The sequence below is a fragment of the Thermococcus sp. MV11 genome, from assembly GCF_012027285.1.
Taxonomy (GTDB): domain Archaea; phylum Methanobacteriota_B; class Thermococci; order Thermococcales; family Thermococcaceae; genus Thermococcus; species Thermococcus cleftensis.
The window spans coordinates 43,383-63,696 of the sequence record NZ_SNUD01000004.1 but is presented as its reverse complement, the minus strand read 5'-3'; the positions used below and the strand labels follow the sequence as shown (position 1 = coordinate 63,696).

At 58.1% G+C, this 20,314-nt stretch carries 26 protein-coding genes; 19 read left to right on the top strand and 7 right to left on the bottom strand.

The window, feature by feature from the left end:
* Window positions 1-77: 77 nt before the first annotated feature.
* Genes E3E27_RS09860 through E3E27_RS09825 form a run of 8 tightly spaced genes read left to right on the top strand, consistent with a single transcriptional unit; the run spans window position 78 to window position 3,862 of the window.
* Window positions 78-683, top strand: coding sequence for a Na+/H+ antiporter subunit E (locus E3E27_RS09860; protein WP_167774450.1), 606 nt, complete (start codon window positions 78-80; stop codon window positions 681-683).
* Entirely contained in the window at window positions 659-928 is a 270-nt protein-coding gene (locus E3E27_RS09855; RefSeq protein ID WP_048152128.1) for a monovalent cation/H+ antiporter complex subunit F, read from the top strand. Before E3E27_RS09860 ends, E3E27_RS09855 begins: the two co-directional genes overlap by 25 nt.
* The gene (mnhG, locus tag E3E27_RS09850; protein ID WP_083830204.1) at window positions 921-1,232 is read left to right on the top strand and encodes a monovalent cation/H(+) antiporter subunit G; all 312 of its coding nucleotides are present in this window, start codon (window positions 921-923) and stop codon (window positions 1,230-1,232) included. Before E3E27_RS09855 ends, mnhG begins: the two co-directional genes overlap by 8 nt.
* The gene (locus tag E3E27_RS09845) at window positions 1,213-1,443 is read left to right on the top strand and encodes a hydrogenase subunit MbhD domain-containing protein (protein ID WP_014789264.1); all 231 of its coding nucleotides are present in this window, start codon (window positions 1,213-1,215) and stop codon (window positions 1,441-1,443) included. Before mnhG ends, E3E27_RS09845 begins: the two co-directional genes overlap by 20 nt.
* Window positions 1,440-1,682 (top strand): hypothetical protein, encoded by a 243-nt coding sequence (locus E3E27_RS09840; RefSeq protein WP_014789263.1) that lies wholly within the window; start codon window positions 1,440-1,442, stop codon window positions 1,680-1,682. Before E3E27_RS09845 ends, E3E27_RS09840 begins: the two co-directional genes overlap by 4 nt.
* Entirely contained in the window at window positions 1,679-2,080 is a 402-nt protein-coding gene (locus tag E3E27_RS09835) for a Na(+)/H(+) antiporter subunit B (protein WP_167774449.1), read from the top strand. Before E3E27_RS09840 ends, E3E27_RS09835 begins: the two co-directional genes overlap by 4 nt.
* Window positions 2,073-2,363, top strand: coding sequence for a cation:proton antiporter subunit C (locus tag E3E27_RS09830; RefSeq protein ID WP_014789261.1), 291 nt, complete (start codon window positions 2,073-2,075; stop codon window positions 2,361-2,363). The genes E3E27_RS09835 and E3E27_RS09830 overlap by 8 nt, the downstream gene beginning before the upstream one ends.
* The gene (locus E3E27_RS09825) at window positions 2,360-3,862 is read left to right on the top strand and encodes a proton-conducting transporter membrane subunit (RefSeq protein ID WP_167774448.1); all 1,503 of its coding nucleotides are present in this window, start codon (window positions 2,360-2,362) and stop codon (window positions 3,860-3,862) included. Before E3E27_RS09830 ends, E3E27_RS09825 begins: the two co-directional genes overlap by 4 nt.
* Here E3E27_RS09825 and E3E27_RS09820 read toward each other — a convergent pair.
* On the bottom strand, window positions 3,845-4,249 hold the full coding sequence (locus E3E27_RS09820) for an ACT domain-containing protein (RefSeq protein ID WP_048152425.1): 405 nt from the start codon (window positions 4,247-4,249) through the stop codon (window positions 3,845-3,847). The two genes, E3E27_RS09825 and E3E27_RS09820, sit on opposite strands and share 18 nt — an antisense overlap.
* A 61-nt stretch (window positions 4,250-4,310) precedes the next feature.
* Between E3E27_RS09820 and E3E27_RS09815 the strand changes: the two genes are divergently transcribed.
* A complete protein-coding gene (locus E3E27_RS09815) occupies window positions 4,311-5,459 on the top strand; it encodes a cation:proton antiporter (RefSeq protein ID WP_048152124.1) in 1,149 nt (382 codons plus the stop codon).
* 167 nt (window positions 5,460-5,626) lie between these two features.
* Entirely contained in the window at window positions 5,627-6,100 is a 474-nt protein-coding gene (locus tag E3E27_RS09810; RefSeq protein WP_014789257.1) for a pyruvoyl-dependent arginine decarboxylase, read from the top strand.
* A gap of 4 nt (window positions 6,101-6,104) precedes the next feature.
* Here the strand turns inward: E3E27_RS09810 and E3E27_RS09805 are convergent, their stop codons facing one another.
* A complete protein-coding gene (locus E3E27_RS09805; protein WP_167774447.1) occupies window positions 6,105-6,587 on the bottom strand; it encodes a hypothetical protein in 483 nt (160 codons plus the stop codon).
* 98 nt (window positions 6,588-6,685) lie between these two features.
* Between E3E27_RS09805 and speE the strand changes: the two genes are divergently transcribed.
* The 6 genes from speE to E3E27_RS09775 are packed head-to-tail and all read left to right on the top strand — an operon-like array spanning window position 6,686 to window position 11,259.
* Window positions 6,686-7,552, top strand: coding sequence for a polyamine aminopropyltransferase (speE, locus tag E3E27_RS09800; RefSeq protein WP_167774502.1), 867 nt, complete (start codon window positions 6,686-6,688; stop codon window positions 7,550-7,552).
* 33 nt (window positions 7,553-7,585) lie between these two features.
* Entirely contained in the window at window positions 7,586-8,371 is a 786-nt protein-coding gene (locus E3E27_RS09795; RefSeq protein ID WP_167774446.1) for a UbiA family prenyltransferase, read from the top strand.
* Entirely contained in the window at window positions 8,372-9,526 is a 1,155-nt protein-coding gene (locus E3E27_RS09790) for a glycosyltransferase family 4 protein (protein ID WP_167774445.1), read from the top strand.
* Window positions 9,527-9,549: 23 nt separating this feature from the next.
* Complete coding sequence (locus E3E27_RS09785) at window positions 9,550-10,188, top strand: hypothetical protein (protein WP_167774444.1); 639 nt, start codon at window positions 9,550-9,552, stop codon at window positions 10,186-10,188.
* A 58-nt stretch (window positions 10,189-10,246) separates the two neighbouring features.
* On the top strand, window positions 10,247-11,059 hold the full coding sequence (locus tag E3E27_RS09780) for a hypothetical protein (RefSeq protein ID WP_014789251.1): 813 nt from the start codon (window positions 10,247-10,249) through the stop codon (window positions 11,057-11,059).
* 47 nt (window positions 11,060-11,106) lie between these two features.
* Complete coding sequence (locus E3E27_RS09775) at window positions 11,107-11,259, top strand: nucleotide-binding protein (protein ID WP_237266231.1); 153 nt, start codon at window positions 11,107-11,109, stop codon at window positions 11,257-11,259.
* A 77-nt stretch (window positions 11,260-11,336) separates the two neighbouring features.
* Here E3E27_RS09775 and E3E27_RS09770 read toward each other — a convergent pair whose 3' ends face one another.
* Both E3E27_RS09770 and E3E27_RS09765 read right to left on the bottom strand, forming a co-directional pair.
* Window positions 11,337-12,341: a cell wall-binding repeat-containing protein gene (locus tag E3E27_RS09770; protein ID WP_014789250.1), complete on the bottom strand. Its 1,005-nt coding sequence runs from the start codon at window positions 12,339-12,341 to the stop codon at window positions 11,337-11,339.
* 44 nt (window positions 12,342-12,385) lie between these two features.
* Complete coding sequence (locus E3E27_RS09765; protein ID WP_014789249.1) at window positions 12,386-13,060, bottom strand: metal-dependent hydrolase; 675 nt, start codon at window positions 13,058-13,060, stop codon at window positions 12,386-12,388.
* A gap of 185 nt (window positions 13,061-13,245) precedes the next feature.
* Between E3E27_RS09765 and E3E27_RS09760 the strand changes: the two genes are divergently transcribed.
* From E3E27_RS09760 to E3E27_RS09750, 3 genes are read left to right on the top strand one after another with little or no spacing between them, the layout of a single operon-like run.
* Window positions 13,246-14,625 carry an acetate--CoA ligase family protein gene (locus tag E3E27_RS09760; protein ID WP_167774501.1) on the top strand — a complete coding sequence of 460 codons (1,380 nt, stop codon included), beginning with the start codon at window positions 13,246-13,248 and terminating at the stop codon, window positions 14,623-14,625.
* A gap of 11 nt (window positions 14,626-14,636) precedes the next feature.
* The gene (iorA, locus tag E3E27_RS09755) at window positions 14,637-16,583 is read left to right on the top strand and encodes an indolepyruvate ferredoxin oxidoreductase subunit alpha (protein ID WP_167774443.1); all 1,947 of its coding nucleotides are present in this window, start codon (window positions 14,637-14,639) and stop codon (window positions 16,581-16,583) included.
* Complete coding sequence (locus E3E27_RS09750; protein WP_014789246.1) at window positions 16,580-17,188, top strand: indolepyruvate oxidoreductase subunit beta; 609 nt, start codon at window positions 16,580-16,582, stop codon at window positions 17,186-17,188. The genes iorA and E3E27_RS09750 overlap by 4 nt, the downstream gene beginning before the upstream one ends.
* Window positions 17,189-17,237: 49 nt before the next feature.
* Here E3E27_RS09750 and E3E27_RS09745 read toward each other — a convergent pair whose 3' ends face one another.
* The 3 genes from E3E27_RS09745 to E3E27_RS09735 all read right to left on the bottom strand — a co-directional run bounded on the left by E3E27_RS09745 (window position 17,238) and on the right by E3E27_RS09735 (window position 20,245).
* Window positions 17,238-18,557 carry a sodium:proton antiporter gene (locus E3E27_RS09745; protein WP_167774442.1) on the bottom strand — a complete coding sequence of 440 codons (1,320 nt, stop codon included), beginning with the start codon at window positions 18,555-18,557 and terminating at the stop codon, window positions 17,238-17,240.
* Between the two features lie 108 nt (window positions 18,558-18,665).
* On the bottom strand, window positions 18,666-19,667 hold the full coding sequence (locus E3E27_RS09740) for a histone deacetylase family protein (protein ID WP_167774500.1): 1,002 nt from the start codon (window positions 19,665-19,667) through the stop codon (window positions 18,666-18,668).
* Window positions 19,668-19,672: 5 nt separating this feature from the next.
* Window positions 19,673-20,245 carry a TATA-box-binding protein gene (locus E3E27_RS09735; protein ID WP_048152114.1) on the bottom strand — a complete coding sequence of 191 codons (573 nt, stop codon included), beginning with the start codon at window positions 20,243-20,245 and terminating at the stop codon, window positions 19,673-19,675.
* Window positions 20,246-20,314: the final 69 nt, after the last annotated feature.

Sequence of the window (20,314 nt, the reverse complement as noted above, 5' to 3'; positions counted from 1 at the left end):
GAACGGATTTCACAGTTTTGGGAAGTCTCTTGTCATAGTGCAAAACCGTTATAACCCCCGGCGCCGTAAGGTACCACATGAGCCGGGTCCCCTTCTACCTCCGGGATAGGCTGGAGGCCCTCAACGAGAGGGTTCTCGCCGAGAGGTTCGAGGCGTCGAAGCTTCCGACATGGGAGAGGGTACTGCTGACGTGGTTCACCCTCCTGGCCTTCTGGGTGGTCATAACCTCGAGCCTCGAGCCGGCCAGCGTTGTCTCGGGCGCGGTGGTCACGCTCATCGTGGCCCTCTTCATGCGCGACCTCCTGACCGAGGACATAAGGCGGAGCGGCCACATCGCTGAGAAAATCCTCTACTTCGCTCTGATATACCTCCCGCAGTACCTCGTGATAATGGCCTTCCGCCTGCTGGAGAGCAACCTGAAGGTGGCGAAGAACGTGATTTTCATGGACATCAACCCCGGCATAGTCAAGATAAAGACCGACCTGCACTCGGACACCGGGGTAACCATACTCGCCAACTCCATAACCCTCACCCCGGGCACCCTAACGCTCGACGTCAAGAAGAAGCTCGGGGAAACCTACCTCTACGTCCACTGGATAGAGGTCGAGACCCTGAACAGAGAGAAGGCGGGAGAGAAGATAAAGGGGGACATCGAGGAATGGCTCAAGAAGGTCTTCTGGTGAGCGCCTTCTACCTTCTCGTCTTCACGGCTATGCTGATAACATACCGCGTGCTTAGAGGACCGACCCTGCCGGACAGGGTGGTCGGCCTTAACACCATAACGACGAAGGTGGTGGTGATAATAGCCATAGTCGCCGTGATGAGGGGGGAGTACTACCTGATCGACCTGGCCATAGTCCTGCTGATGGTGAACTCCGTTGGTGGGCTGATACTGGCAAAGTACATGGAGCGTGCCGGCGGTGCTTGAGGTGCTCCTCCTCTTCGGCGAGGCGGTCATGCTCTTTGGAGCCCTGGGGATACTCCGCTTCCCCGACGTTTACACGCGCCTCCACGCGGCCAGCAAGTGCGACACAGGTGGAGCCATGAGCATAATCCTGTACCTAGTGCTCACGATGGACGCCCCCGGAATCGTCAAGGCCAAGTTCCTCGTGCTGGCGTTCCTCATAGCGATGATAAACCCGATGGTCAGCCACGCCCTCGCGAGGGGGGCCTACAGGTACGGCGTGAAGCCGGAAGTGGTGGTGGACATGTATGCTTGGGACAATCCTTGACGTGCTCTTCGTCACGATGATAATCCTGGCCATCGCCGTCGTGGAGGAGGGAAACCTGGTGACGGCCATCGTCAAGTACTCCCTCCTGAGCCTTCTCTTTATCCTGGCCCTGTTCGAGCTGAACGCCCCGGACGTTGCGCTCTCTGCGATAGTGGTCGGGGCGGTGGTCATAGGCGTGTTTCTCTTCACGGTTGAGGAGGTGAGGAAGTGAGAGCCATAGCCATCACGCTCACCCTCGCTCTCGCGACCCTGCTCCTTTCCCTGGATTATCACTTCCCATCTGGGGGAAGCTTCGCCTACTACGTGACCCGCTGGGAAGAAATCGGCGTCCCCAACCTGGTCTCGGCAATCCTGGCCGGCTGGAGGGCCTACGACAGCCTCGGCGAGGCTAGTTTGCTCTTCACGGCGGTGGTCGGTTTCTACGTCCTCCTCGGGGGGAAGAAGAAGTGAAGATGAGCGTCGTCGTCAGAACCACCACCAAGATGGTGAGCCCCTTCCTCGTCACCTACGCCGCCTACCTGATGCTGTACGGGCACCTGAGCCCCGGCGGCGGCTTCCAGGGAGGGGTAATCCTGGCGGTGGCGGTGATACTGCTCATAACCTCCCACGGCTACCGGAAGGTGAGGAGGAGGTTCCACTTCAACTGGGCCAGCCTGATAGAAAGCTCTGCCGGGGCCATGCTCGTGCTCCTAGGGCTGGCGGGGCTGGCCTTCGGGGTTTTCTACTCAAACTTCCTTCCCACGGAAGGGGGGATAATCCTGCCCTTCAACGTCATCGTCGGTCTTGAGGTTGGGGCGGGTTTCACCTTCGTATTCTACATACTGCTGAGGTGGGTGGAAAGTGATTAGCCCGGAGCAGGCTGGGATAGCAATAATGCTGGTCGGAATCTATGGGCTGATGGCTAAGAGGGAGCCAATAAAGCTGGTGCTCTCCATAAACGTTGTCTCCCTAGGGTTAGTGCTGTTTTTCATCGGGCTGGCTTACTCGCCCGGAAGGGACGTCCCCGTGATGCCAGCCGAGCCCGTGGACCCGCTCCCGGCCACGCTGATGCTGACTACCCTCGTGGTCGATGTGGCCATAACGTCCCTCGCCCTGGCGATGATAATCAGAATGAGGGGTGAAGGCAATTGATACCCATTCCCGTCGCCATTGCCCTGCTCTGCGCCTTCCTCCTGGTCCTCCTCGACACGCTCCGCGTTAGGGAGGCCGTTTTGAAGGGGGTATTTCTCATCGGCGCACTCCTGCCAGCGCCGGTTTTCCTCTTTGTGGGTGTGGGTTCGGAGGTTGTTGGGGGCTGGCCCAGGGAAGCGGGAATAGAGGTGGCCGTTACCCGGCTCAACATGCCCTTCCTCGTGGGGGAGATGGTTCTCTTCGCCTTCGTGGCGTTCTACTCCCTCGCTTACTTCAACCTGAAGGACGGCAAAACCAGAAAAGTCCTCGCCCTTCTCCTCCTTCTCCACGCGGGCCTGATGGGAGCGTTCGTGGCGAGGGACCTCTTCAACTTCTACATCTACATGGAGATAGCCTCGGTCTCGGCCTTCTCGCTGGTGGCGTTCTCAGATGAGAAGGGAGTCAAAAGGGCGGCCTTCAAGTACCTGATGCTCTCGCTCCTTGCTTCCTACCTCTTCGTCTTCGCGGTGGGCCTTGTGTACATGGAAACCGGCTACCTGAACGTCGGGCTAATAGCCGAAAACGCCAGGGATAGCAGGGAGCTCCAGGTCGCCCTCGGCATAGCCCTCTCGGCGCTTGTCCTCAAGGCGGGAATCTTTCCCCTCCACGGCTGGCTTCCAGATGCCCACTCCAAGGCCCCGACCCCCGTCAGCGCCCTCCTGAGCGGTGCCGTGGTCAAGGCACCCGCTTATGGAATGATCCTGCTCCTCTCGGCCCTGCCCGCTGGGGAACCCCTCAGGCTCGCCCTGCTCGCGGTCGCGGTGGTGTCAATCTTCTTCGGCATAGGCATGATGATTTTTCAGAAGGACGCAAAGCGCTTTCTCGCGTATTCCACTATCTCCCAGATGGGCTACGTGCTCCTTGGAATAGCGAGCCTCAACTTCCTCGGCGCGGCCTACTACGCGATGGCGCACTCGATTTTCAAGGGGGGCCTTTTCCTGGGCATCGGCTCCATGGGGAGGAAGAGCAGGGAGCTCGGAACCTTCGGGTACCGCGGGGACGCTGTGATGATGGCTTCCGTCATCGCTCTCAGCCTGGCGATAGGCGGGGTCTCACCTCTCATCGGCGCCTACGGGAAGGGACTCATCTACTCCAACCTTTCCTGGCCCTGGAAGCTGGCGGTGCCTCTGGGGAGCGTGGGGACCCTGGTTTCCTTCACCAAGCTCAACTCATACCTGGCGATGGGCAGGGGCGTGAAGTTACCGGCATCGTGGAAGCTCCCGGTTCTCGGACTGGCCCTGACCGCGCTCGCCGGGGGCCTTTACCTGGGCTTAGGATTGAATCCCAAGGACCTCCTCTACCTCTCCGCGGCCTTTCTCATCTTCCAGCTCCTCAAGAGGACCGGAGTCTTCGAGAAGAGCCCCTCCCCCGGAGGGGGCGAAGTGGGGGAGGAGGTGAACCGCCTGACTGCCGTGATGGTCGCTTTCATTCTGCTATTGACACTAATCCAGGGGGTTTAGGTAGACCTCCCTCACCTCTGGAAGGCTTTCCAGCTCGCGCCTCAGGTCGTCGAGGTTCCCCACCCCACCGATGTCAACGACCGCAACGATGCCTGCGAGGCCTATGGCGGAGAGCTCCTCGGACTCGCTGAAGAGTATGTTCACGCCGTGCCTGCCGAAGAGGCCGCTTATCTTCGCCAGCACACCGGGCCTGTCCTCAACGACAAGCTCCACCTCGGCCAACCTCTTCCCAGGGAGGGCTATCCGCTCCATGTGAATCTCGTTGAGGTCCGTGTCCACCTCGATGAGGAAGTAGGCGCCCTCAAGGAGGCCCAGCTCGTAGGCGTAGTCCATGGGGATCTCAACAGCCCCGTCCCTCTTTATCTTGACTATCTCGTAGTGCCTCATGATAGCCAGTTCGCACGGGACAATAAAAGGATTTTTAAAATTCGCCGCCCATACGGGAACCATGGAAATCATCGGGTACGTCTTCATAATCATAGCCTTTGCAAGGCTCCTGGCGGAGGGGTTTGAGAGGCTGGGCTATCCAGGATTCCTGGGTGAGATTACGGCGGGAATGATACTGAGCGCCCTCCTTCTCGACATGCCCAGGGACCAGATGGAGCTGCTGGCGGAGCTGGGCCTGTTCTTCCTGATGATTTCAGCAGGCCTTGAGGTGACGCCCGAGGAGCTCCACTACGCCGGAAAGATCACCCTGCCCCTCTACGCGCTAACGTACACCGCGATGTTCCTAGTCACGCTCCCCTTCACCGGCTGGACCGTCGGCTCGGACAACATCATCTCGGCAGCGATACTATCAACGGCCTCCGCCCCGATAGTGCTTCGCCTCAAGAGGTTCTTCGGAAGCGACTTCCTCCACGTGGCCCTCTCATACGCTGTGATAAGTGAGATATTCGGTCTGTTTATAGTGTACATGACGATAAGGTTTCATGAGAACCCAGGTGACTACGGGCCCATATTGTCAAGCATACTGAAGGACTTCATCTTCGTGGGCACCCTGCTCTACATCAACTACCTCCTCGGCATAAAGCAGAAGGTCCGCATAATACGCTTCCTCCGCAGGCTCAAGAGCGACGAGGCGGTGTTCGGCCTCTTTATGGTATTCTCCACATCGCTCGCCTTCATCAGCGAGGAGATAGGAATGCACTTCAGCATAGGCGGTTTCCTCGCTGGGTTAATGATGCACAGCGACCTCGTCGGCACCAAGCAGTACGACAGGCTGACCACGATAGTCAGCGGGGTCACCTACGGCATCTTCGCCCCGATATTCTTCGCCTGGCGCGGACTTAACTTCGAGACCGAGCTTTCCCTCGTCGTCATTGAGTTCTTCATTGCGATATACCTTGTCAGACTGACTCTGTCGTCCCTGATAGTTAGGAAGACAGATCTATCAACGAGCCTTGTAAGAGGGGCCGGGATAGCCAGCTTCGGCGTCCTGGGCCTGCTCATGGGAGAAATAAGCTTCGTGTCGGGAGCACTGAGCGAGCACATGTACGCCATGGCCTCCCTCGCGAGCGTGCTGGGGATCTTCACCTCGGCCACGTTAGGGAGGGTCATAAACCATTATAAAGCAGAGAAGCCAAGCGGCACCGTCTAACTCCCGTACCTCCCCCAACAAGGCGTTACGGGAGTAAAGCCCACCCCCCGGGCTTTCTTTTAGATGTAGCGAAACGTTTTTAAGCCGCCCGCAAATTAGCGAGTAAGCGAACCGTTGCTTTCAACTATAATCGTCTAATAGGTGAGAAAAGAAAGGAGGAAGCCGAGATGAGCTGGACGACGCCAAAGAGGGCTTTCATAGGTGCCGCCGCCGCTGAGGGCGGAACCAAACTCAACGCCTTCGACAACGCCCTCCTCAAGCTGGGCATAGGAAACGTCAATCTCGTCAAGCTGAGCAGCGTCATTCCCGCGCACATCGAGTGGATAGAGGAGGTTCACGACGTCCCGATAGGAATGCTCCTTCCTACCGTCTACGCGCACATCGAGAGCGACGAGCCGGGAATGACCATAAGCGCGGCCCTGGGCATAGGAATCAGCGAGAACAACGAGGGTGGCTTGATCTACGAGTACAGCGGCTACTGCACCAAGGAAGAAGCCGAAGAGATGGTTAGGAAGATGGTCGAGGAGGGCTTTGAGCAGAGGGGCTGGAAGCTGGCGGAGTTCAAGGTCGCCAGCGCGAGCATAACCGTTAAGGACAAGCCCGCCGCCGCTATAGCCGTAGTGGTGATGTTCCCCTACTGATTCTTCATACCTTTTCCATTTCAAGGAGAACGTACTCGCCCTGGGCGATCTTCTCGAAGAGTAGGTTGTAGCGGGTTCCGTCCTTCACCGCCCAGACGTCTATGTACTCGCCATCTCCAGCCGGACGGACGTTTATCCAGAGCACGTCGAAGCCCTCCCGCCTGAGGGCGTTCTTCAGTATCCCCCCGATGCGCTTCCCGGGGACGAAAGCCCCGTCCTCCTCTCGGCCGTCTAGAAAGCGCCAGAGCTTGAAGAAGAGCCTCCTGCGGTTCCGTTCCTCCGCAGGATAGAGAAAGAAAACCCTGTCGCTCTCTCGGAGAAGGAAGCTGTGCCTTGCGCTCTCAAAGACCACCACCGAGAGAAAAACCGAACCGTCCTCAAGGATCTCCCCAACGATGTGGGGAATTCCATATTTAAAGCCCTCAGCAATCTCCTCTTCCACAAGCCCAAGCTTTCTCGCCAGTTCCCGCCGGGTTCCGGTATTCATCACCGCGATACTACCCGAGGACGCTTATAAAAATTTCCCAGGGCCAGAAGAACCTTAAGCTTTAAAACCCCGCGCCCTACCTAAGGGCGGTGAGAGTTATGGGGTACAATGAGCAGGAGAGGGCTTTCATCGAGTGGTACCCGAGGGGCTACGGCGTCGGGTTCAAAGTCAAGGAGAGGCTCTTCGAGACCCAGACCAGATATCAGCGTCTCGAGATATACGAGACCGAGGGCTTCGGAAAGCTCCTCGTTCTGGACGGGACGGTTCAGCTCGTTGAGGTCGGCGAGGAGAGCTACCACGAGGTTCTCGTTCACCCGGTGATGCTGGCCCACCCGAACCCGAGGAGGGTGCTCGTCATAGGCGGCGGCGACGGCGGCACGCTGAGGGAGGTCCTCAAGCACGAGACGGTAGAAAAGGCGATGATGGTGGAGATAGACGACGGCGTGGTGGAGGCTTCCTACATATACCTCGACGTGGCGAAGGACCTCCTCGACAGGCTCCTGAAGGGGGAGGAACCGAGGGCCGAGCTCATAATCGGCGACGGCGTGAAGTACCTGCGGGAGAGCGACGGGCGTTTCGACGTCATAATAGTGGACTCCACCGACCCCGTTGGTCCGGCGAAGCTCCTGTTCAGCGAGGAGTTCTACCGCTCGGCCTACGAAAAGCTCAACGAGAAAGGGCTCTACATCACCCAGGCCGGGAGCGTCTACCTCTTCACCAACGAGCTCCTCGACGCTTACAGGGCGATGAAGAGGGTCTTCGACAGGGTTTACTACTTCAGCTTCCCGGTGATAGGCTATGCCTCGCCCTGGAGCTTCCTTGTGGGGGTCAAGGGCGACATCGATTTCAGAAAGGTGGACACCAGGCGGGCAGAAAAGCTCGGCCTCTACTACTACGACCCGGAGAGGCACGAGACTCTATTCCAGATGCCGAAGTACGTCAGGGACCTCCTTGAGAGGGCCTGACGGCTTTTCTAAAACCTTTTTGGAGGTACAACCATGCTCCGCGCGGTTATCAGAAACGCTCGAATCCCCGATGGGCGGGCGTTCGTAGGCATGGGGCTCCTGGGACTCGCGTTCAGTCTGGAGAACAGCCCGGATTACACCCGTTTGGTCATGTTCCTGATTTCGCTCGTCCTCTACGTGGCCTATGCCTTCGCGATAAACAACTGCTTTGACGCGGATACCGACTCGATAAACCCGAGAAAGAGGGAGAAAAACCCCGTGGCCAGCGGAGAGCTGAGCTTTGGGGCGGGGATTGCCTCTTCCCTCGCCATGGCGCTGCTGGGACTGGGGCTTGCCGGCAGGCTGGGGGTGGGAGATCTGGTGGTGTACGCATCGATGATCCTGCTGGCAACCGCTTACTCGGCCCCACCGAGGCTCAAGGCGCGGCCGGTGGTGGACGTCCTCTCCCACGGGGCATTCTTCGGGGCCCTGCCCTTCCTCTACGGGGCCTACTTCGACGGCTCAATCACCGTGGAGGAGTGGGGCATCGCCGCGGCGGTGTTCCTCTACTCACTCGCCCTTGAGCTGAGGAACCACCTTGAGGACTACGAGAGCGACCTCAAAGCCGGCCTCAGGACGACGCCGATAGTCATCGGCAAAGGGCTCTCCGAAACCCTCGTCATCGCATTTTCGGCCGGGGCGGTAGGTCTGGCCCTCGCGGGAGTCCAACCAACCCTGGGTCTGCTCGGGGCCACAATCTACGGTCTCCGCACCAACTACAGGCTGATGGACGCTGCGATGGCCGCGGTCCTGATTTTCAGGGCATCAGGGGTGGTCTGATTGCGGATAGCGCTGGTGAGTGACTGGTACTACCCCAAAGTGGGCGGCGTCGCGAGCCACATGCACAGTCTGGCACTGAAGCTCAGTGAAAGGGGCCACGAGGTCGCGATAATCACCAACGACCTCGAAACTGGGAGGGAAGGGGAGCTGGAGAGCCTCGGGATAGAGCTGGTGAAGATTCCAGGTAGAACTAGCCCGATATTCGGGATAAACATGAGCTACTCCCTCGCCTCCAGCAGGGAACTCGAGGAATTCCTCAGGGACTACGATGTGGTCCACTCCCACCACGCCTTCACCCCACTGGCCCTCAAAGCCGTCAAGGCGGGCAGGGAGCTGGGGAAGGCGACCCTGCTGACCACCCACAGCATCTCATTTTCCCACGAGTCCCGCCTCTGGCAGGCCCTGGGCCTAACCATGCCCCTCTTCAGCCGCTACCTCCGCTACCCCCACGAGATAATAGCCGTAAGCCGCGCGGCGGAGGCGTTCATAAGGCACTTCACCGACGTTCCAGTCAGGGTGATACCCAACGGGGTGGACGACGAGAGGTTCCGACCGCTGGGTGAGGCGGACAAAAGGAGAGTGAGGGAGGAGTTGGGCATCGAGGGAAGGGTCGTGCTCTACGTCAGCAGAATGTCGCCGAGGAAGGGACCACACGTGCTCCTCAACGCCTTCCAGGGCGTGGCGAAGAGGACGGAAGACGTCACCCTCGTGTTGGTTGGCTCCGGCGAGATGCTCCCCTTCCTGAAGGCACAGGCGAAGTTCCTGAAGATCGAGGACAGGGTCAGGTTCCTCGGCTACGTGGACGACGCCACTCTGCCGCGCCTCTTCGGGGCGGCGGACGTTTTCGTCCTTCCATCGACGACTGCGGAGGCCTTTGGGATAGTTATCCTCGAAGCTATGGCCTCGGGAATCCCAGTGGTAGCAACTGACGTCGGCGGAATTCCGGAGATAGTGGGGGAGAGCGAGAGCGGCTTCCTGGTTCCTCCTGGAAACGAACCCGCCCTTGAGGAGGCAATTCAAAAGCTCCTCAGCGACGAGAAACTGGCCAAGTGGTTCGGGAGCAACGGAAGGAGGGCGGTCGAGAAGCACTACTCCTGGAGAAGGGTGAGCGGGGAGATAGAAAAGGCTTATGAGGAAACGATGAGAAACATCTAGGCAGAGATAGAGCGGTGGCTGAGATGGGGAAGGACGAGGTCTTGAAGGAGATAGACCGGCGCATCAAACGCCTGGAAGCGGAAATTCAAATGGCAGAGGAAAGGCTAAAGTACCTAGAGGAGATAGGGGCGCCCTCGAAGTACCGCGCCCTCCAGAGGAAGGACTACACCATTTACTACCTCGTCTTCATGGGGGTCTGGATGCTCGCTGGCACTCTGGCCCTTATCCTCATAAGGGGCCGCGTTCCCTATTTCAACGTCCCCCTGCTCCCCTACCTCCTGATATCCATCGTTATCCTGGCCGCACCGCTGCTTTACCTCCTGTTGAGCAGGGGAGAGAAGACCGGAACTCCCATGGAGGAGCTGGAGGAGCGGGAGAGGCTCGCCAGGGAGGTGCTGGCCCTCTTCTACCGCCCCCTCCGAGAGGCGGTTGAGAAGGACGACAGGGGAAAGATTAAGGAGATAGCGGAAGAGCTCCTGAACAACCCTGTCCTAGCCAACGCAGTGGAAAAGATGGCCGAGGGTGAGCCGAAGCTCATGGCCTACGCCCTCTACCTCTACGCGAGCTACTCTCCGGAACTCGAGGACGAGGTGAGGGGAACCCTCGAAAGGCTGGGCAACAGGCCCCTCAGGGCGCTCCTGTCGGAGCTGGTGGAGAGCTAATCGGTTTTTCGGGGGAAAATATATAACTCCCACCGCCGTTTTTACCTTGGTGAGAGTCTTGAGGCTGGAGGTTCTGAGCAGGGAGGATATGAACGCCCTATCTAGGGAGCTGAGCAGGGCAGGAATAATGAACCGAACAAAGGAGGAGATTTCTTCCAGGATATCGCACTACGTCACGGTAGATGGCACCTACGCGGAGCTTCTCGAGAGAGCCGAGGGAATGGAACCCATCGAGGAGGCGCTAGAGGAGCTCAGGTTCGCCTACGACGAGATGCTCGGAAAATGGGAGGTGGGCGAGGAGAGGAACCTTGAGGAACTCTTCGACGAGTCCAACCTCGGAAAGCTGGTGGCAGTCACCGCCCTCATCGAGGCCGGCGCGGTCGAGGAGAAGGACGGAAAGCTCGTGCTGAGGGAAAAGGTGCCCCTAGAGGTTCTCAGGGTCGAGCTCCGCTTCCCAATAGAGGACGTCGAGGAGTACCTGGAGGAGCTGGAGAAGCGCTTTGAGGTCGGAATGGTCACTGAGTACACTCTGGAGAAGAGGTACTTCGTGGAGGTAATGGAGGTCGAAGGGGAGCTCATCGAGGCCGCGCTGGAGATAGCCGAGGAGTACGCCACGGAGGAGAGCCTCGTCAATGCAACCTTCGAGGGGATAGCCCGCTCCGTCCTAGCGAACGTCATACTCGAGCTGGCAGAGAGGCACAGGCGCAAGAACGAGCTCATCGAGGCGATAATGGAAAGGGAACCCATCGTGGTGGAGGAGGAGCACGGGAGGGTGAACATCTACTTCGACGAGGACGCCATAGAAGACTTCCTGAAGGAACTCCAGACGCTCGGCTACCTCAAGGTGAAGGGCAACAGGATATGGGTCTAAGCCTCTCCGTAAAATTTTAAAATGACCTTTCTCACCTTAGCCCGGAGGTGGTGGCAGTGGCGGAGCTGAAGGCGGTTATATTCTACGACCGCGACGGCACCCGCTACTACCGCTGCCCGCGCTGCGGAATGCTCTTCAGGGACTCCAAGGAGTACACGAGGCACGTGAACAGGGCCCACGGGCACCTGTTCCGGAAGTGATTCCCTTTTCATTTACGGAATGAGGAGAACGGCCAGGGCTGAAAAGAAGTGATGAGCGGTTTCGGGCTTGCCGACCGCTAGTCTCGGATTATTATCTCCTTCGTCAGCCTGACTATGAAGGTCTTCCCCACTTTCTCCCTCTCAACCAGTTGCTTCTTCTCCAGCTCCTGGATAATTCTACTTATCGTGGGCCTTGAATAGCCCGTTAGCTCGGGTAGCTCCTCCTGCTTCACCGTGCCGCCCCTCTGGAGTATCGCGTTCACAACTATGCGCTCCTTCTCGGTCAGAACCTCGATGGGAACCCTGTTGGCAGACCACTTCTTCTTAGCGTAGTAGAGCGAGACCGGAACCGCCACGGCCAGTGAGAGCAGGACCGCGGCAGCTATCATCACCCAGTTTGTCTCCTTCTCCTGGGGCGGAAGCTTTATCTCCAGGTTCTCCTTGACCCAGTAGGTCTGGTAGCCCATCTCCTCTATCTTCTTCTGCACGTCCTTGGACATTCCAGCACCCATCAGCTCCACCAGGTCAGGGTTGAGCTTCTTTATAGCGTTGGCCGTGGAGTCAGAAAGGGCATCTTCCTGAGTCAGCAGGAGGGGAAAGCCGTATATCATCGCCCACCTGGCGGCTGCTAAAGCGGAGCCATAGTCGCTGGAGCTGGCGACCACGACGGTCTCGGCACCGTTTGGGTAGAAGTGGAGAGCCAGCTTTGCGGCAGTTTCGGTCCTAACCGCCCCGCCGATCCTCTCCACCACGAATCCCATGTTGAGGAGCTCGTCCTGAACCTTATCGCTGACCGCCTGGGAGTCGCCTATTATGAGCACGTGGTTCCAGCCGAACTGGGCGTAGCTCTGGAGCTGGGCTATGGTTCCAGGATCGAGCTCCTTGGGATTGACGGGAAGAATAGGGACGTCGAGCATCTTGGCGTAGGGAAGGGCCACTATGTAGTCGATTAAATCGTCGTTTCTCACGATTATGAGGTCGTACTTCGGCCTATCTTCCCTCTCCTGGGCGGAGGAAAGGGGCAGGAGGAAGGACGAGAACACCAGCAGGATCAGCGCCAGAGCAGCGGCCCTTTTAACCATTTCACCACCTAAAAAGGGGTGGGAAAAGGCCCTTAAAAGGTTTTTCAAAGCTCAATCTCCTCGCCAGGCTTGAGAATTACCACCTCGGCCTTCTCCCCAACGAGCCCCCTGAACTCCTCCGGGTCGGCGGAGATCGGCGGCCAGGTGTTGTAATGCATCGGAACGACCTTCCTAGGCCTGAGGAACTCAACGGCCTTAGCAGCTTCCCTCGGCCCCATAGTGAAGTGGCCACCTATCGGAAGGAGCGCAAGGTCTATCGGCCCATAAAGCTCGGCGAAGAGCTCCATATCCCTGAAGACGAATGTGTCGCCGGCGTGGTAAATCTTGACGCCGTCTAGCTCGATTATGTAACCACAGGCGTTCCCTATGCCGTACTTGCCGTCGCTGCTGGAGTGCCAGGCCGGAACCTGGACTATTTTAACACCCTCGACCTCGGTCGGGCCGTAGTTCATGCCGATAGTGGTTATGCCCTCGTTGCCCTCGACGAGGTAGTTGGCGATATCGTACATCGCCACTATCTTGGCCCCGGTTCTCCTGGCTATATCGACGGCATCGCCAATGTGGTCCCCGTGGGCGTGCGTTATTAGTATTAAGTCAGCATCTAGCTCCTCAGGCTTGGCTGCGGCCTGTGGATTACCGGTTAGGAACGGGTCTATCAGGATTTTCTTACTCCCCTCTATCAGGAAGGCCGCGTGGCCCAGAAACTTCACCTTCACCATTGGCATCACCACAGGATATAATAACCTGGACTAACTTAAATCTTTCGGGCGAGGAATATGGTCAATGATGTCCGTTTCAGCCCATCAGCGCTTTGTTTTTCCTCCCTCCTGCCCATAAATGCCTCACTGTCCTTTTTGGGAAAGCTTATATACAATTCCACCGAGATTTAAGCGGTGAGTTGCAGATGACGTTTGACTACTTCTTCAAGCCGAGGGCAATAGCTGTTATCGGGGCATCGAACGACCCCCTCAAGCTCGGCTACGAAGTCTTCAAGAACCTTAAGAAGTACAGGGACGGCAGGGTTTACCCTGTGAACGTCAAGGACGAGGAGGTTCAGGGGATCAAGGCATACAAGAACGTAAAGGACATTCCCGACGATGTGGACTTGGCGGTGGTGGTGGTTCCAAAGAGGTTCGTGAAGCAGACGATAATTGACTGCGGCGAGAAGGGCGTCAAGGGGATAATCCTCATCACGGCAGGCTTCGGTGAGGTCGGCGAGGAGGGCAAGCGGGAGGAGAAGGAACTTGTTGAGATAGCCCACAGGTACGGTATGAGGATAGTCGGCCCGAACTGCGTCGGAATAATGAACACCCACAACGACATGAACGCCACCTTCGTGATGGACGCGAAGAAGGGGGACATCGCTTTTATCAGCCAGAGCGGAGCTTTGGGAGCAGGGATCATCTACAAGACCGTCAAGGAAGGAATCGGCTTTTCCAAGTTCGTGAGCATAGGCAACATGGCCGACGTGGACTTCGCCGAGTTCATGGAGTACCTGGCCGATACAGAGGAGGACAAGGCCATAGCGCTCTACATCGAGGGGCTCAAGGACGGAAGGAGGTTCATGGAAGTAGCCAAGCGCGTGACCAAGAAGAAGCCGGTCATAGTCCTCAAGGCCGGAAGGAGCGAGAGCGGGGCAAGGGCTGCATCAAGCCACACAGGTTCGCTCGCTGGAAGCTGGAAGATTTACGAGGCGGCGTTCAAGCAGAGTGGGGTCATAATCGCCGAAACAATAGACGACATGCTCAGCATGGCGAGGGCCTTTACACAGCCACTCCCGAGGGGCAAGAGGGTCGCCATAATGACCAACGCAGGTGGTCCCGGGGTTCTCACCGCCGATGCAATAGACAAGCTCGGGCTGAAGCTTGCCAACCTCGAGGAGAAGACGATGGAGGAGCTGCGCTCATTCCTGCCGCCGATGGCTGCAGTTAAGAACCCAGTGGATATGATAGCGAGCGCTCGCGGAGAGGACTACTACAAAACGGCCAAGGCCCTCCTCAAGGACCCGAACGTTGACATGCTCATCAGCATCTGCGTTGTTCCAACCTTCGCGGGCATGACGCCGACGGAGCACGCTGAGGGTGTGGTCAGGGCGGTTAAGGAAGTGAACAACGGCAAGCCGGTTCTCGGACTCTTCATGGCGGGATACGTGAGCGAGCCCGCGAAGGAGGTTCTGGAGAAGGCCGGCATTCCAAGCTACGAGAGACCGGAGGATGCCGCCGCGGCGGCATACGCCCTCGTCGAGTTTGCGAAGGCGAAGGGAGTTTTGAAGGAAGAGGAATGAGGTGATTTTGGATGGCGAAGGTTACCGACATAGTGTTGTGGGACAAGCCCGGGGAGAAGGTCATCCTCCTCGGCAACCAGGCGATAGCAAGGGGTGCACTGGAGGCGAACATAGCCGTTTACGCGGCCTACCCCGGAACGCCCAGCTCGGAGCTCACCGATACGATGGCGATGGTTGCCAAGAAGGCCGGTGTCTACATGGAGTACTCCACCAACGAGAAGGTCGCCTTCGAGACGGCTTTAAGCGCCGCGTGGAGCGGTCTGAGGGCCATGACGGCCATGAAGCACGTTGGACTGAACGTCGCGGCCGACACCTTCATGAGCGCCGTCGGAATGGGAGTGGAAGGCGGCTTCGTCATAATGGTCGCCGACGACCCGAGCATGTGGAGCAGCCAGAACGAGCAGGACACTCGCGTCTACGCCAAGTTCGCCAACGTCCCAGTTTTAGAGCCGAGCAACCCGATGGAAGCCAAGGAGATGACGAAGTACGCCTTCGAGCTGAGCGAGAAGTTCAAGCACTTCGTTATCCTCAGGACCACCACAAGGAGCTCCCACGCGAGGGGCGACGTCGTTCTTGGAGAGCTTCCCGAGGAGATAAAGACCGGCAAGAGGAAGTTCGGGAACTTCAAGAAGGACCCGAGCAGGTTCGTGGACGTTCCCGCCAACGCGAGAAAGTTCCACCCGCTCATACTCGAGAGGATTGAGAAGATCAGGGAGGAACTCAACAACTGCCCCTTCAACTGGATTGAGGGCGACGAGAACGCGAAGGTCGGCATCATAGCGCCTGGCCTGAGCTACGCATACGTCAAGGAGGCCCTCAACTGGCTCGGCGTTGAGAACGTCAAGGTGCTCAAGCTCGGAACGCCCTTCCCCCTCCCCTACGGCCTGCTCGAGAAGTTCCTCGACGGCCTCGAAAAGGTCCTCATCGTTGAGGAGCTCGAGCCGGTAGTTGAGGAGCAGGTCAAGACCTGGGCCTACGACAGGGGACTCAGGATTCCGATCCACGGCAAGGACCTCGTGCCAAGGATATACGAGATGACCACCAGGAGGGCGGTCGAAGCGATAGCCAAGTTCCTCGGACTTGAGACCCCCGTGAACTTCGAGGAGATAGATAGGAAGTACGAGAAGGTCAGCAAGATGGTCCCGCCGAGGCCTCCCTCACTGTGCCCCGCCTGCCCGCACAGGAACACATTCTACGCCATAAAGAAGGCCGCCACTCCGAGGGCAATCTTCCCGAGCGACATAGGCTGTTACACCCTCGGTGTTCTTCCACCGCTCAAGGCCGTAGACACGACCGTCGCGATGGGCGGTTCGATAGGCATCGCCCACGGTCTGAGCATAGCCCTCAACGGAAGCATAGCCGAGGAGGAGCGCAAGACCGGCAAGGAGAAGAAGGTCATCGTTGCCACCATCGGCGACTCGACGTTCTTCCATACCGGACTTCCGGCCCTCGCTAACGCCATCTACAACCGCTCCAACGTCCTCATAGTAGTCGTGGACAACCTTGTTACAGCTATGACCGGCGACCAACCGAACCCGGGAACCGGTGACACCCCGCACGGGCCAGGAAAGCAGATTAAGATAGAGGAAGTTGCAAGGGCCCTCGGCGCGGACTTCGTCGAGGTCGTCGATCCATACGACATAAAGGCCACCACCGAGACCATAAAGAGGGCCCTCCAGGTTGAAGGAGTTAGCGTCGTCGTGACCAGGCGCGTCTGTGCCCTCCACAGGATAGGCCAGCTCAGGAAGGCCAAGGTACAGTGGCCAATCTACCAGGTGAACGAGGAGAAGTGTACCGGCTGTAAGATATGTATCAACGCCTACGGCTGTCCGGCCATCTACTGGGACGCCGAGACCGGCAAGGCCAAGGTCGATGAGCTCATGTGCTGGGGCTGCGGCGGCTGTGCCCAGGTCTGTCCGTTCGATGCCTTTGAGAAGGTCAGGGAGGGAGAGATATGAGGGAGTACAACATCGTTATCACCGGAGTTGGCGGTCAGGGTATCCTCACCGCCGCCAACCTCCTCGGCTGGGCCGCCCTCCGCGCCGGATACAAGGTCAGAATGGGAGAGGTCCACGGAATGAGCCAGCGCTTCGGTAGCGTCATAGCGTACGTCCGCTTTGGAGAGGACGTGTATGGCGCGATGGTTCCGGAGGGAAAGGCCGACGTCATACTGAGCTTCGAGCCGGTCGAGGCTTTGAGGTACATCAACTACCTCAAGAAGGGAGGCCTAGTTTTCACCAACGCCAGGCCGATCCCGCCGGTTCAGGTCTCCATGGGCTTGGCCAGCTACCCAAGCCTTGAGGAGATTAAGAAGGTCGTGGAGGAGGACTTCAAGGGCAAGTTCATGGCCTTCGACGCCGAAGAGCTCGCCGTGAAGGCCGGCAACGTCATCACCACCAACGTCGTCCTCATCGGAGCGCTCACCCAGACGCCGGGATTCCCACTCTCGGCGGAGCACGTCAAGGAAGTTATCCGCGTCAGCGTTCCGCCGAAAGCCGTCGATGTGAACATGAAAGCCTTCGACCTCGGCGTCCAGGCGGCGAAGGAAATGCTGGGGCTCTGATGCCCCCTCTTTTTAGGGTTTTTTCTGCTTCTCGAAGAATAAGAAAGTGCTAAGCCCTCTTGGCGGCCTGGAGCTTTCTGACCCTCTCCTCGACGGTCTCCGTACCGAGGAGGGCCTTCTTGAGGAGCGGGAGCCACAGGGTCTCCGTGACGATGGACGCGAAGACAGTGATGACGGTGACCGCCAGTATGACCTCCGCCCAGTGCAGGGTCAGCGTCCCCTCGCCATACTTGTTCACCAGGGCAAGGGGAAGGGAAGCCAGGGCGGCCGGGACTATACCCCTGGGCCCCTCGAGCGATATGAAGAGGTACCGCCTGAAGCCCCAGCGCCTCGCTATCGGCAGGGCCGCGAGAGGTCTGGCAACGAGCATGACGAAGTAAGCCACCAGCAGGCCCTTCACGAGGTTGCCGGCGAAGATGCCGAGTTCAAGGCTTGCACCGAGGAGGAAGAAGATGAAGAGAGTCGCTATGGCAGAAAGGTTCTCGTTGAACCTCACCTCGAGGCTTATGGCCTTGAGAACCCTCTCCATAACGCCGATACTGCGGAACTTTCCGAGCACCTTGAAGTTCCCGAGCACCAGGCCGGCAACGGTGGCGGCGAGGTAGCCGGAGGCATCGATGCTGTCTCCTACCAGAAAGGTCAGGAAAGCCAGTCCCAGGGCGAATATCTCGATCTCGGGGAACTCAAAGATCTCAGCCTTCTTGATGAACCAGTAGCCAAAGAAGCCCATGGCCACGCCGACCAGGGCAGAGACGATTACCTCGTAGAGGAAGTAGAGAACGCTGGCGCCGTAGACACCCACGTGACCGGAAAAGGCCGAGAAAACTTCCGAGACGGCGTTGGGGTAGAGCATCGCCACGGCCACCGTCGTTAAGACTATGCCCAGAGGATCGTTGAATATCGACTCGGCCACTATGGTGGTCTCCACGTCCTGCTCAACCCGGTACTGCCTGAAGAGGGGAATCAGCGTGGCCGGGTCTGTGGCACTCACTATCGCGCCGAAGAGGAACCCGACCAGGAGCGGGGCGCCAAAGAGCCAGGAGAAGAACCAACCCGCGAGAAAAGCCGTTACAAGAACCCCAATGGTGTCAAGGAGGAGAATGGTGGTTGAGTTTCTTTTGAGGAGCTTCCAGCTCAGATTGTGACCTTCGGTAAAGAGTATAACCACGAGGCCAAAAACCCTCACGTACTCGAAGAGCTCGTGGGAAAGGGAACGGGGCACAAAGGAGGTCAGCGGCCCAATAAGAACCCCCAGGAGAATAAAGAGGGGAACGTATGATATTCCAGACTTCCTACTCACGACCATCGCGAGAACGCCCAGCATGAGAATCGCAACCAGGAGCTTCGCTACTAGATCCACTGGAACCATGCTCTCGCCTCCGTTTTTGAAGCGGTAAGATATAGGATTTTTTAAAGTTCCTGAACGAAAGATTTCACCCCACAACCTCAGGCGGAATCGCTACCCAGAACTGTCCAACTAAATGTCCCACCACTGCCCGATTACCTCCCTCACCCTCGCAACCGTTCCCAGCGCTCCGTAGGAGGGGCTAACCGGAACCTCTCTAATTTCTCCGCTCAGATAGCCCTTGATGAACGCGGGAAGCCCCTTTTCAAGGCCAACGGAGTAATCGCCCTCGAAGATCACCGCGAGCGGATAGCGGGAGAGGGTCGAGCCGGCATAGGCGAAGAAAAGCTCGCTCAGCCTGAGGGTCGTCAGGTTCTCACCCAGGAAGCCGTCAAAGCCGGCCGAAACGACAACGAGCCTTGGCTTGAACTCCGCGAGAACTGGCAGAACGACCTCGTTCCAGGCGTAGATGAAGTCGTCGTCGCCGGAGTAGTGGGGCATTGGAATGTTGATCTTTGTACCCTCGGCCCCTTTCCCGCCGACCTCGTGCTCGTAGCCGCTCCAGGGGTAGATGTCGTGCTCGTGCAGGTCTATGTGGACGGCCTTGGGATCGTCCCAGAGTATCTCCTGAGTGCCGTTGCCGTGGTGGGCGTCGAAGTCTATAACCACAACCTTTCCGGCAAGTTCTTCAGCGACTTTCGCGGCGTAGGCGGCGTTGTTGAAGATGCAGAAGCCAAGGGTGGGAGCGTTGAAGGCCCTTCCAGATTTCCCCGCGTGGTGTCCTGGTGGTCTGACGAGGGCAAGGTAGAGGCCTTTCCTTTCGAGGGTGAGCTCGACGGCGAGGCGAGAAGCTCCAAAGGCCGTTAAAGCGGCCTCCCAGGTTCCTGGCGAGAGGTAGGTGTCGGGGTCGAGGTACGAGAACGCGCCGCCCCTCCCCCTGACGAGCTCGACGTACTCCTTCGAGTGAACCCTGAGGAGCTCCTCCTCGGGAACGGGCTGGGGTTCGATGGGATCCCAAAGTCCCAGGTTTTTCAGAGCCTGAACTGCCCTCAAAAGCCTCTCGGGATTCTCAGGGTGATAGTTTTCAGGCTTGTGCTCCAAGAAAACGGGGGAATAGATAACGGAGAAGGCCAAAGCCTTCACCACTCCTCTTCCTCTTCGATTAAACCGTACTTCTCCAGCTCGCGGAGGAGCTTTCTGACGGCCTCCCATGCGTCGTGCTCGCTCTTCGCTCCGGAGCAGACTATCTTTCCGGAGGAGAAGAGCAGTATCACCGCCCTCGGCTCCTTAACGCGGTAGATAACGCCGGGGAACTGCTCGGGCTCGTACTCACAGTTGGGAAGGCTCAAAGCAACGGCATCGAGGTTGAACTCCATACCTATGTCTCCGCTGAAGACCATGTTCTGTATGTCTATCTGCGGAGCGCGGCCGAACTTGGCCCCTATCTTCTTGAGCATTTGAATGAGCTTATTGACGGCCCGCTCAATATCCTCGACGCTCTTGGCGCCGGTGACGACGAGCTTGCCCGAACTGAATATCAGGAGGGCAACCTTTGGCTCTTCGAAGCGGCAGATTATGCCGGGGAACTCCTCTGGGTTGTACTTGGAGTTGGGGCATATCTCAATGACCTTCTCAAGGTTGAGCTGCGTGAACAAGTCCACAGAAGCGACGATGTTCTCGATCCTGAGCTTTACATTGCTCATATCTACCAAGGCTTACACCTCCAGATGGTGGGTTTAAAAACCCTTTATAAATGAAGCCGCTTGAGCTTTTAAAGGTTT